This is a genomic window from Neobacillus cucumis, assembly GCF_023715505.1.
Genome location: NZ_JAMBOH010000017.1, coordinates 113,770 through 126,533, shown reverse-complemented (window position 1 = coordinate 126,533; position 12,764 = coordinate 113,770). Strand labels below are relative to the sequence as shown.

Below are 12,764 nucleotides of genomic sequence, written 5' to 3'. Positions count from 1 at the left end.
TTAGTGGATTTGGACGGGTTACCACCTGACTTATTCATTATAAAGGACTTTTTCTTTGCACAAAATAAAATTAGTGAAGATTTAGAGTGTTTTTAATATTGAAATTTAATTAACGCAACACTAGTGAGCTAATAGATATATCACAAGAGATGAATTTAAACCATATCACCACGGAAGAAAGAAAATTAAGAATTTCACTACTCATTTATCAAATAAATCGTGGAAGTTATTTTTGAGAGTCCAATTAAGAGTGTACCAGCACATTAAAAAAACGTTTAAAAGCCCTTTTAGCCGTCACAAACATAAAGCAATCATTCGCTTGAGTTCGCTAAAACAAGCCGATACAAAGCGAAAATATAACGTAAAAGCAGGCTTTTGATTCAAAGGAAGCTGTATTTTGCATCCTTATATTGGACTATGCTAAGGAATATTGAAGCATACAAACAGTTAATAAAAAGATGCATGTTAAAGAACCTTAGATTGTTATTATAGAAGAAAGCGAGTGCTAACGATGAACAAGGATAGATTGGAATATTTAAGGTGGCAATATGGTTTTGTGAAATTCAGGAATCCAATATTAACTTTAGCAATAATTTAATTCATCAACCATTTCTTCTCCTTAATATATTCATCCAACAATTCACGAGCTGATTAGAAATTGGGTTCAGTCTTAAGGAATAGCTAATAGAACATTTGGAAAAAATAAAGTGATTATAGATTTTTTACTTAATATCTTTTTTATCAAAACTTATTCTAAAAATAGAAGAGTGAATTCAAATGGAGAGAATTACTAATTACCAACTATTTACTATGACATTTTTGTATCAATTAGGAACTACCATAATATTTGGCTTCGGTTCTAATGCTGGCCGGGAAGCTTGGATCGCAGCCCTTTGTTCAACCCTTTTAGGGACTATTGTCATCATGATGTATATCGCTTTAATGCGTATGAATCCCGGTTTAACACTTATACAATTGTTTCCGGCACAACTGGGACGTTGGGTGGGTACACCAATTTCCTGGTTGTATCCGCTTCTATTTCTATTTGACGCAGGACGGATTGTAGGTGATTTACGTGATTTAGTCCCGTCCACTATTTTGCCAAACACTCCTCCATTAGTATTTAATGGGCTATTCATGATTGTCATGGCTTACGCCTTATTCTTGGGCATCGAGAGTTTTGCACGAGCAGGAGAAAATTTGTTTTCTATAATTATTCTTTTGTTTTTAATTGAGGTTGTGTTACTTTTTAGCTCAAAAGTGATAAACTTTGACTATCTGTTGCCTTTACTAGACAAAGGCTGGAGTCCGATTTGGAAGGAAGTATTTCCTGCGGGAATAACACAATCATATGGAGAGACAATTGCATTCGCAATGATTTGGATACAAACTAAGAACCCTGAACGGATTATGAAAATTACCATTATATCTTCTCTTTTATCTGGTGTAATGATAGCATTCTCATTAGTATTGGCAATTACAATATTTGGTGAAGATCTATTCAAACGAAGTATTTATCCGCTGTACACCATGCTTGGGGTTGTAAATGTAGGTGATTTCATAAACAACTTAAATCCTTTTGGTGTAATATACTTTACAACAACAGCATTTTTTAAAATGTATATCAAAATATTCGCTGCCATTTATGCAATTAAGCAATTGACATGCCTTCAGAGTTATCGTGTACTCATCTTGCCTGCAGTAATAATCGTTCTATATATTGGAATGACCGTGTCAAAAAACGTTTCTGAACATATATTCTACCTTGCTCTAAAGATTGTTACTCCATATATATGGGTACCGATGTTTCTCATCTTACCAGCTATCCTATTTGTCGTAACATGGGTTAAACAAAAGGTAATAAAAAGAAAAAGCAATAGTACATAAAAAAATGTCCTTTAGTTTGGATAAGTACATAAATAGCTGTACTATCTGTAAGGGACATTATCTTATGTATAGATTAATATGTATTACTTTTTTATCTTGCTTCCTCTATTCTTGCAGACGAACCGGTTAACCCAATTAGGCGAATTGCTATGTTAACATCTACTTTAACGTCCGCCTCAGTGAATTCCTTTTTCCAATCATCCTTTATTTTTTTCCACTCAGATGGATGTCTACGAAACATCGTATCACCAAACCCAAAGATATCTGTCTTATATTTCTTCTGTACCTTTTTAATCAATTCACGAATACTCTGTTCAAGCTGTTCCTCTACTTCCTTTTCTACGATGTTTACCTTATTCGATTGTGTCAGGTCAAATGGTGTATTGTTCTGTTTCACCTCCCCATTTCCGGTCAGCGTAAGATAAACCTTTACCTTATTTCCTTGAAATGTGGTTCGAATGTTTCTTTTTAAGTTTTTTACTTCTACACTAATTTTGCCATTTTCTTGTGGAATGGATAAAGTAATGTATTGGTGTGATAGTTTTTCTGTAATCCACATTTGATTATTTGCTTCCTCTTTGTTTAAGTATCCAACTAATTTTAAGTTTTTATTAAAAATAGCACTTCCCGCAAATTTTAGGTTCTTCTGATGCGATTCTTTGCGAGAAGAAGATTCAAGTGTCCATGCCGGCAAGCTGGAACTGCTTGCATTCGAACTCGTCACTACTAAATTTAAAAAAGTAGAATTTGCTGCTGTGTCAAACTGCTTATGTATTTTTAACGATGCCAGAGAAGGGACAAGTTCAAGAGGATAGGATGTTTTCAATACATCCACCCCTTTCCCTCCTTTTACAACAGAGATGTCCGTTCGAATCCCAGCTTCAGGATCTCGAGTTATCATATCTATTATTTCCTTTATACCGCTCTTCGCAAGACGTTCCCCAATATATATAGATTGCCGCTGGTTTTTAAACATTGTTCGAGAGAGCTTGTTTTGCAGATTTTGTCTTGCTTCAAACAGATCATTTCCTTTTGCTGTTTCCACGAAGAACGTACCTCCTCCTCCTCCTCCTCCCTTCTCCCCGGTCGCCACCTTAGATGGAATGATAAATTGGCCACTCACTTGATAAGCTCCATTTTCTGCCACATCCATACTAAACCCAAGGGCAATCGCCTGCTCATTTAACTCTTTACTATCCCAACAACCAGTCATAACCAATAAGGACAAGAAAAAAATTAAAAGACTTAGGAATTTTTTCATGACTTTTTTAAGGCCTCCATTATCTTTCTGGATCAGGTTTTTGTCCTTTTGGAACTCGTACACTATCTTTCCCTGCTATCAATCGGGGAAGAACATGCAGCATCCAACGGGGTGCCCGCCAAAGTGTATCTTTGACTCCCTTCCCTCCATGTGGTTTCAGCGGACTGAGATACGGAACACCAAATGACCGAAGACTTGTCAGATGCAATAAAATGGTCAAAAAGCCCATAGAAATACCGAATAACCCAAGTGTCCCTGCTAAGATTAGTAAGGGAAAGCGAAGAAGACGATAAGCCAATCCCAAATTGTAACGCGGAATCGCAAATGATGCGATCCCCGTCCCTGCTACCACAATGACAATCGGAGCCGACACGATCCCCGCACTTACCGCTGCCTGCCCAATTACCAGAGCGCCTACGATGCTAACTGCTGAACCTACCGGTTTTGGCAGTCGAACACCCGCCTCTCGTAGAGATTCAAAAGTAAGTTCCATCAAAAAGGCTTCAACTGCGGTTGGAAACGGACTTGTTTCACGAGCAGCTGCAAAACTAATGAGTAAACTTTGAGGCATCATCTCAGGATGAAACACTGTAATGGCTACATAGAAAGAGGGAAGAAACAAGGCCACATTAAAGAGAAGAAAACGAATCCAACGAATCATCGACATAAATATAAATCGTTCATAGTAATCCTCTGCCGCTTGAAGGCCTCCATAAAAAGTGAAAGGAACCAGAAGAACAAAAGGAGTCCCATCGGTAAGGATAGCTACTTTACCTTCAAGCAAACCCGCCATGACGACATCGACACGTTCAGTATTTTGAATTGTAGGGAAAGGTGAAAACGGCGCATCTTCAATAAATTCTTCAATGTATCCAGACTCCAGAACACCATCAATTTTAATGCGCTTTATTCTTTCTCGTACCTCCGCAAGAATAGAATCATTTACAATTCCTTCAATATAAGAAATCACAATATCTGTTTGAGTTATCTTACCGACAAGAAGAGGTTCCATTTTTAAACGTGGACTTTTCATTCTTTTACGTAACAAACTTGTGTTAGTGCGAAGACCTTCCGTAAAGCCTTCTCTCCCTCCACGAATCACTGGCTCTGAAGTAGGTTCTTCAATACTTCTTGCGGCCGCTCCCTTTATGTCTGCGAGTAGAGCATCGTTTCCATTTTCAACCAGAATAGCAATATTTGCACCTACAATGCCCTGAACTACTTCATTCACTGTAGAAGCTATTTTTGTTTGTGCAACGGCAATCATTTGATCTTTAACCATTTGTCCAAACCAAGTAATATTACCCAACTCCTGGGGATTTCCTTGGAACATCAATGGTTTTAATACAGCCTCATCTAGAACTTTCGTATCAATTAAACCATCGACGTAAATCAAAAGGAGTTGGGTATGCCCATGGATAGAAATCGGACGAAAAACTATATCAGAACAATTTTGAAAAATGTCTTTAAATATTTTCTCATTTTCTGCAAGGTCATGGCTTACCTTTTTATCAGAAGATAAAACATTGGTATCTTCTAATTCCTTTACCCTGTTTTGACCCAAGGATGTAATCAGTTTTCGGACCCGAAACCTAACCATAAATATCCTCCCAAATAAAAACAAATGCTTCATTTGCTACTTTATCTCTTTTCTCCATACATTTTACTTTAAATGGATTTTTTATACATGAAAGGGCATACCACCGCTTCGTCGAGCTACATTTGGTTTTCATTAGGCTTTTTAACATCAAAAAAAGCCAGCCTGATGCCGACCCTTAGATTTGCATTTATTTCTTCGATATTAAGCCATATTTTTATTTATGTGTTTCTTCAAATACCCTTTTATCATCTCATGGTGGTGTTTTACAAAAAAGATGGCTGTTCCCGGCTATGACTGGTGGGCATAAGTTGGAACGGAAGGAGTTACATAAAAGTCTCCTTTTTGAAAAGTGTATAGTTCTTCTGTCTCCACATCAATGTATTCCTTACTCCTACTAGGTATTTATTTTTATCCATAGGTTTGAGGAGATACTTTTAGGATTTAAGGTAAAGCAAATTAATAGTGAAACTTCATTTCAACAATTGCCTTAAGAAATCAAGTCTCAATTTAGCATTATCTTTACTGATAATATCTACCCCAGTATCAATGTTTTCTTTAACATATTCTCCCTTTATTACTTTTGACGCGGTTTCTACGCTTATATATCCTATATCATATGGGTTCTGAGCAACTGTATCAGTAAGCATTCCATCCTTTATTAGCTTAAGCATTTCATTAATTCCATCTGATCCTACGACAGGCGTTGTAAGGCCATGTTCCTTTATGACTTCTAAAGTCTCTATTGCACGTAAGTCAGTTGTGACATACACGCCTTTCACATCAGGATGTTTTTGCAAAATCGTTGTCATTATTTTTTTAATCGATGAAGATTGATTTTGTTCATTCACGACTTTGATCCCTGCAGCTTCTAAACTCAACAAAGCTCCTTTTATCCGCTCACTGAGAGTTGGGTGGTTTAAGTCTTCCGCAAAGAAAGGAAGGGCTACTTCATCCCCTGGCTGTAGCTTCGAAGCTAGTAATTCTCCTGCCTCTTTTCCTAACTCAAAGTTATCAGTGCCTATATAAGCGGTTTTATGTTCCAAAGGAATATCTGCGTCTATTAATATTACAGGAATCTTATTTTTAACAAATTTTTTTAAGATAGACATGACAGCAGGTGATCCATTTGGAGCTACAACTAATACATCTGGAGGTTCTTTAAGAATACTTTCTAATGTATAAGCTAATTCATCTTTTTTTGATTTCTTACCTGGTATGACTACCTTACCATTTATATTTAACTCTCCAAATCCCTTTTCTGCCCCTACCCTAACAATATTCCAATATTGTATGTTTATATCTTGTAAAACAACGTCCACTCTAGGTCTATTATCTTTCCTAAGGAACTTGGCTATTGCTCCTGCCACAGTGGTTAGAAAGACTGATATAACTAATAGGACTATCCATTTTTTTTTCAACACTTATCTCCTCCTGGAAAGAGCGTACCTTTATCAATCACAATGTTATCTCCGCTTAGAAACAGCATTAAATCTGCCCATTGCTTGAGGAGATACTCTAGCAGTAAATCTTTTATCAATTTCAGTGTGGAGAGTTGCTTCATAGGTGCCGTAATTGGTTCGGACAATTTTATACCACCAAGAATAACGGCTAGAATTGCTGGCGCTCAATCGAACGCTATTGCTTTTAAAGCTTCAAAAGAAAATAAACAAAGAAGGGCCAACATGTGCCCCTCCTTTCTTTCCACTCCCCATTAATATAAAACTGATAAGACGTTAAAGACAATATATTTGCCGACATAAAAATCCTCCTCCTTATAAATAATTTTCAATAATGTTAAATATATTAATAATTTTCAGTTAAAAAAAAATACATAGTGGTTTTTTAAAGGGAATTACACTATTTTTTATCGTGTAACTTTCCTTTATTACAATAGTCTCATTTGTTTATAACTCACCCCCTAATATAAAAATTAAAAGTCTCTTCATATTAATCTTTAAGATTATCATTTGATACACACTTAAACAAAATTAACATATATATAACAAATGTTTATCTTTACTTTAAGTGGTATGTTTTTATTACATTTGATAAACATATTAACATTTGTTAAAATATTTGTGTTTATTATATGTTGTATAAAAATCGTTGTCAATAAAGTTTGGGAAGGCTTTGGAAAATGGTCAGAATATGTTTTACTATACCTAAATATTTTAGTTGATATTTTTTTGGTATTAAAAAAAGCCTGCTTCGAAAAAGTTTTTCGAAGCAGGCTTCTTTACCATTAGTTAGTATATTTTAATTAGTAATTACTTTTCTTACTTTCATTTGTTATTTTCGATATTAAGCCATTTCTTTATTTCATCTGTTACTCCAACGACAATTTTATCATTTCCTGGTGGTGTTTTTACAAAAAAGATGGCGGTCCCCGGCTGCGATCGCTGTGCATAAGTTAGTCCGGGAGGAGTTACATAAAAGTCTCCTTTTTCAAAGGTATATAGCTTTCCTGTCTCCGCATCAATGTATTCCGTACTGCCACTAAGTATGTATTGATATTCATACGCTTGAGTATGATAATGCGGTAATTCAGTAGTAAATTCATCATAGGAAGTGATCCCGATTTCTAGCTTATCATCTTCGATATATTCAAGTTCCTGTGGACGAGATAATTTACCTACTAGATATTGTCTCATTGAAGATTCAAGTGCCCTTGTAACCTTTTCACTTTTAATAACCGACATTTTTTTCATAAGGTTCCTCCCATTAGATGATAAAACATGTCTCGTTTTGATGTATTAATTTGCGAATTGTGGCAAGTTGTTGAACCAATTTTTCTTTACTTAGACTTATTCACCTCCTGTTTAATAATCAAAAATAGTGGGACGAAATATGATTTCGTCCCAGATTTTAAATATTAATCCAATAAAGCCTTTGCCGTAAGCTCGTCTGTAATTAAAACATGCACTAATTTTCCTTCCAAGGCCGCTTTTATCGCCTGGGCTTTTTCTAATCCACAGGCCACTCCTATAACAAGGGGAATTTCACTTAATTGCTCTAATCCTAATGAAATCACTCGTTCATTCCAAGAATTAGAAGATGTCTCTCCTTTTTTATTAATGAAGTTATAGCAAATATCTCCAACCACGTCTGTATGGTTAAAATACTCTTGAGGCTCCTGACCTAGATAGGATTTCACCATGGTTGAGTGTTCGGGAGTTCCGCCTATCCCAACAATGGCTATATTCGCTTTAGCCCCTAAATCAAATATGTCTTGAATAGAGGTTTGGCGCATAAAGATTTCTTTCGCTTCTTTGGAGTCAACCATTACCGGTGCATGTAGGAGTTTGTATTGTGATTGCAGGACTCCTGCAAACTTTGCAACAAGAGTATTTGCATGGATATCCACCCGCTCATTTCCCATCCCTCCAACTAAAGGAACAAAAGTGACTGATGGAAATTGCTGATTGGTAGTCAAAGCCTCAGCTACTTCATGTAAAGTTGTCCCAGACGAAACTCCAATTGTTTGGCCATCCCGAATGACTCTTAACAAATATTTACTTGCCGCCGCACCCAAACGATTCTTGGAAGACTCATTTCCAAGGCTCGGAATACACATAACTTCACGTAGCCCATATAGACGTTCTATTTTTCCTTCTAGCTGCCGGTATGGGTGAATGGTTTCATCGTGAATAATGATTTCAACAATCCCCAGCTCTTTTGCTTTGGCAAGATATTTTGAAATAAGAGAGCGGCTTACACCGATTTCATCGGCAATCTGAGATTGAGTGGCCCCTTCTTCGTAGTACATTTCAGCAATTTTAACAAGTATCCTTCTATCTTCAAAAGACAAGTTTATTCCCCCTTTTTTCTCTACCCCTTAAATTCAATGACACTTCCATTTTTATATTTCGGAAAAACATGTGGTGAAACAAATACAGCTCCTGGGAGAATCTCATCCTCCGGTTCAGAGAAGTAGATGGAAATATGGCCAAGTTCCCTTAAGTTTGTATTAGCTGCAGAACCTACTGCCGTAATCTTATATTGTTGATCATCAACATTAAAAACTCCGCCTTCAATAATGGATTCCTCGGAATCGTCTATTATACTCTCATGAATGATTGCTATTTCCTTTAATTCTTGAGGTGCTTGAGGGCCAAATAGGATACTAACTTTTTCTTCCTCAAATGCTAAAGCTAAATCTCCAACTTCAGTTACAACACTTTTATACATGTCAGTTTCCTCCATTATCCTTACCGTTTTACGTTTTTATAATAAATTTTAATGATACATTCCAAAACTTGCAAGATAGGCAATAACGACGGCTAATACCCCGGTTATCAAACGGCTGTATAATACTGCCGGCACACCATATTGTACCGTTTCTGGTTTAGCTTCACCAAGTGACAATCCGACTGGTATGAAATCGGCACCTACCTGTCCACTAATTGCAAATAATGCAGGTAAGGCAAACTGTGGGGGAATATTTCCCGCTGCGATTTGCGTACCGATCAGTACCCCGATTACCTGTGAGATAACAGCACCCGGACCAAGGATTGGTGATAAAAATGGCAGTGTACAAACAAAAACAATAATTATAAGTCCCCATAAAGAACTCGCTAGCGGTGATAGAGAATGAGCTATTAAATTGCCAATCCCTGTATAATTAATAATTCCAATTAGCATACTGACAAAAGCCATAAAAGGAATAATATTTTTAATCATCATTTCAACGGAGTCGCGTCCTGCTTGATAAAAGATTCCAGTTACCTTCCCAATCCCTCTTGTAATTCTCAATAAAAAGTTTCCGTTATCTTTAAGCTGTTCCTTTTTTATTTCTTCAAATTTCTTATTGAAGCTTTCCTTGTCAATAGTACTATTCTTTTCATGATTGTCTTCTTCTAGATTGGCAACTATTGCTGCAGATTCAACCATTACTTGCCCTTCTGCTACAGCGATTGATTTTTCCGTAACCCCCGAAACAAAGATGTCTTCTTTTATATATTTTGCAAGCGGACCTGATGGAGAAGACGGGAGAACATCAACTGTCGGAATTCTTTTCATGGGATAAAGACCAATTCTAGCTGTGCCTCCACAGTCAATAACTACACACATCATTTCATCTTCAGGAACAGAGTTTTTGAAACCGTCTACTGCCTCTGTTCCTGACATTTCAGCTATTTTTCTGGCAACAGGGTGAATTCCTCCACCTGTAATTGAAACTACCTTTACCTTTTTTCCATTTGGCTCAATCAGAAGACCTTTTCCCCAGCCGCCTGTGCCTTTATTTACAAATACTGCTTGTTGTCTCATGATGCCCCCCTATTTGGACCTCGTTTCCATTTTTTTAGCCAGAACCTTTGATATCTGCTCGGTAATAATACCACGTAAGAGCATAATGACAATTCCGACTAAAAAATAGCGTACTGCAAGTTCAGAGGTTGAATAACCAGCTTGTCTTAAACCATTGGCAATACCTAGATAAATAAATAGTTCCCCTGCATTAGCATAAGGGAATAGTGCTGTTACTGGATGTAAGAAAGAAACTAAAGAATCATAAAATGCCGGTTTTTGTTTTTCTGGTACAAAGCGCCCAAATGTATAAGCCATTGGATTTGTTAAAAATAAAATAGATAATATCGGCATTAATGTATATCTTAGTAGCGTATATTTTGAAGCAAATTGAACTGCTTTATTGATTCTTTCTTCCCCTACAAATTTAATCACTGCATTCGTAAAGGTAAGTAAAACAATTAAGGTGGGTACAATACCAGTTAATAAACCCATAAATTGTTTTCCACCTGCTTCAAACATTCCGATAAAGTGTGTCCCAATCCACTGGATCCAAGTCATTGAAGTGAACAGTCCCCTCTGTTATACTCTGTTAATATTTTTTTAGTAGATTTGAGTAAAGCATTTTCCGCAGCCTTTGAAGAACCTCAAAAGAACACCCCTACATTGATAAGCTGATTATCTTTTTTTCTAGTAGCTGTTAATAAAATGATATCGGTTCCATTCTTTAGTATTGGAACTATTAAATCTTTTAATCGTTTATCGATAAACTATAATATTAAGGAACATTTGTTACACCATTTTAGACTGCGATAAAATATATAACAAATTCTATAATATTATAACAAATGAATTAATTCCATGTCTTTTTATTATTTTGTTATAAATTGTTACCAACTCATGTATTCATTACAATCGTTAATAAACAAATAGATCCATGTGGCGACAGTATGATTTCTGACAAGTGAATGTGGGAAGATACTTGGTAAGACCAGTATCGAGGAATATCAGTGGATAAGTATGAAGTAATATATGGATAGGTACAGAGGTTAGGTACTTGAATATGCGGTTGTAAATCTTTTATAAATGGTGATGTAGTAAAAATACATCTCCTAATCACTTATTAATCCGGGTTAAAAAATTGAAATTACCTCTAAAAAAGCTGCAACCCTGAGGGCTACAGCTTTTTTCATCAAACAAGTTTGTAATGCTTGCAATATTTAAATCTACTAATTTATTCATTTACTGAAACTATGAACGGAAACAGCAACTCTTTTTCTATAACCCTATTCCCATATTACCTATTCTATAGAATTCGGGGGCGCTTTTGTATATTAAGTCACATACCTATCTAGCAATGAAGGGTTTCCCTTATATTATTTAGACAAACGCTGCATCAAATCAGCTTTTCTTTCTTCAAAACCTGATTTACCAAGTAAAGCAAACATATTTTGTTTGTAAGCCTCAACGCCTGGTTGGTTAAAAGGATTTACCCCCAACAATAGTCCACTGACTGCACAAGCTTTCTCAAAGAAGTATACTAGTTCACCAAATGAGAATTCATTTAATTCATCTATTTCTACAACCATATTTGGCACCCCACCATCTACATGGGCCAACACCGTGCCCTGGAAGGCTTTTTTATTAACCTCATCCATTGTTTTTCCTGTTAGAAAGTTTAAACCATCGGTATCAGCCGGGTCTTCTTGAATAGTTATATTAACTTTGGGCTTCGAAACTTGTAATACCGTCTCAATCAAATTACGTTGACCCTCTTGTACATATTGCCCCATGGAGTGCAAATCCGTCGTAAAATCAACAGAGGCAGGAAAAAGGCCTTTTTGATCTTTTCCTTCACTCTCTCCAAATAGTTGCTTCCACCATTCGGACACGTAATGAAGGGAAGGTTCATAGTTTACGAAAAGCTCAATGAATTTCCCTTTACTATAAAGAGCATTTCTCACAGCTGCATACTGATAACTTTCGTTTGTAAAAAGGTCAGAATTATTATACTTACGAGCGGCTGCAGCTGCTCCATCCATCATTTGATCAATATCAAGTCCAGCTACGGCAATCGGAAGGAGTCCTACAGCAGTCAAAATAGAATATCGCCCACCTACATCATCAGGTATAACAAAGGTTTCATAGCCCTCTTCATCTGCAAGTTTTTTTAATGCCCCTTTTTCTTTGTCAGTGGTGGCATAAATACGTTTTCTTGCTTCTTCCTTCCCATATTTTTTCTCCAAATAGTCTCGGAAGATACGGAAAGCAATAGCAGGTTCTGTAGTTGTACCAGATTTAGAAATAACATTAATTGAGATATCTTTTCCTTCTAAAAGTTCTAGCAAATGAGTTACATAAGTAGAACTAATATTTTGACCCGCAAAATACACCTGAGTCGTGTTGTTCATTTGATTATGGAACGTATGAGACAATGCTTCAATAGCAGCCCGTGCACCTAAATAAGATCCCCCGATTCCAATGACAATCAATGCGTCAGAATTATCCCTAATTCTTTCAGCAGCCTGTTTAATTCTTGAAAATTCACCCTTATCATAGTTATTCGGCAAATCTACCCAACCAAGAAGGTCTGATCCTGTTCCATTTTTCTCATGAAGCTTGTTATGAGCTACCTTAACAAATTCATGAAGATTCTCTAACTCCTCTTGTTGCATAAATGTTAATGTATTTGAGTAATCAAAAGAAATAGTCATTTTGCTTTTCTCCTTTTATATCCGGTTATATTTTTTTCTACTTATCTGCTAAAAC

General features: G+C 36.2%; 11 protein-coding genes. 1 reads left to right on the top strand and 10 read right to left on the bottom strand.

Annotation, left to right across the window (positions count from 1 at the left end; genetic code table 11):
- Positions 1 to 777: 777 nt before the first annotated feature.
- On the top strand, positions 778 to 1,887 hold the full coding sequence (locus M3226_RS21335; RefSeq protein ID WP_251570439.1) for a GerAB/ArcD/ProY family transporter: 1,110 nt from the start codon (positions 778 to 780) through the stop codon (positions 1,885 to 1,887).
- A gap of 91 nt (positions 1,888 to 1,978) precedes the next feature.
- Here M3226_RS21335 and M3226_RS21330 read toward each other — a convergent pair whose 3' ends face one another.
- The 10 genes from M3226_RS21330 to M3226_RS21285 all read right to left on the bottom strand — a co-directional run bounded on the left by M3226_RS21330 (position 1,979) and on the right by M3226_RS21285 (position 12,709).
- Positions 1,979 to 3,148, bottom strand: coding sequence for a Ger(x)C family spore germination protein (locus M3226_RS21330; RefSeq protein WP_251570438.1), 1,170 nt, complete (start codon positions 3,146 to 3,148; stop codon positions 1,979 to 1,981).
- Between the two features lie 19 nt (positions 3,149 to 3,167).
- Positions 3,168 to 4,748, bottom strand: coding sequence for a spore germination protein (locus M3226_RS21325; protein WP_251570437.1), 1,581 nt, complete (start codon positions 4,746 to 4,748; stop codon positions 3,168 to 3,170).
- Between the two features lie 470 nt (positions 4,749 to 5,218).
- Positions 5,219 to 6,166: a sugar ABC transporter substrate-binding protein gene (locus M3226_RS21320; RefSeq protein ID WP_251570436.1), complete on the bottom strand. Its 948-nt coding sequence runs from the start codon at positions 6,164 to 6,166 to the stop codon at positions 5,219 to 5,221.
- Positions 6,163 to 6,333 carry a hypothetical protein gene (locus M3226_RS21315; RefSeq protein WP_251570434.1) on the bottom strand — a complete coding sequence of 57 codons (171 nt, stop codon included), beginning with the start codon at positions 6,331 to 6,333 and terminating at the stop codon, positions 6,163 to 6,165. Before M3226_RS21315 ends, M3226_RS21320 begins: the two co-directional genes overlap by 4 nt.
- A gap of 697 nt (positions 6,334 to 7,030) precedes the next feature.
- Positions 7,031 to 7,456 (bottom strand): cupin domain-containing protein, encoded by a 426-nt coding sequence (locus tag M3226_RS21310; protein WP_251570432.1) that lies wholly within the window; start codon positions 7,454 to 7,456, stop codon positions 7,031 to 7,033.
- A gap of 164 nt (positions 7,457 to 7,620) precedes the next feature.
- Positions 7,621 to 8,556 (bottom strand): sugar-binding transcriptional regulator, encoded by a 936-nt coding sequence (locus M3226_RS21305; protein ID WP_251570430.1) that lies wholly within the window; start codon positions 8,554 to 8,556, stop codon positions 7,621 to 7,623.
- A gap of 20 nt (positions 8,557 to 8,576) precedes the next feature.
- Entirely contained in the window at positions 8,577 to 8,936 is a 360-nt protein-coding gene (locus M3226_RS21300) for a PTS glucitol/sorbitol transporter subunit IIA (RefSeq protein ID WP_251570429.1), read from the bottom strand.
- Positions 8,937 to 8,984: 48 nt separating this feature from the next.
- Positions 8,985 to 10,016 (bottom strand): PTS glucitol/sorbitol transporter subunit IIB, encoded by a 1,032-nt coding sequence (gene srlE / locus M3226_RS21295; protein ID WP_251570427.1) that lies wholly within the window; start codon positions 10,014 to 10,016, stop codon positions 8,985 to 8,987.
- 9 nt (positions 10,017 to 10,025) lie between these two features.
- On the bottom strand, positions 10,026 to 10,556 hold the full coding sequence (gene srlA, locus M3226_RS21290) for a PTS glucitol/sorbitol transporter subunit IIC (protein ID WP_251570426.1): 531 nt from the start codon (positions 10,554 to 10,556) through the stop codon (positions 10,026 to 10,028).
- Between the two features lie 815 nt (positions 10,557 to 11,371).
- Entirely contained in the window at positions 11,372 to 12,709 is a 1,338-nt protein-coding gene (locus M3226_RS21285; RefSeq protein WP_251570424.1) for a glucose-6-phosphate isomerase, read from the bottom strand.
- Positions 12,710 to 12,764: the final 55 nt, after the last annotated feature.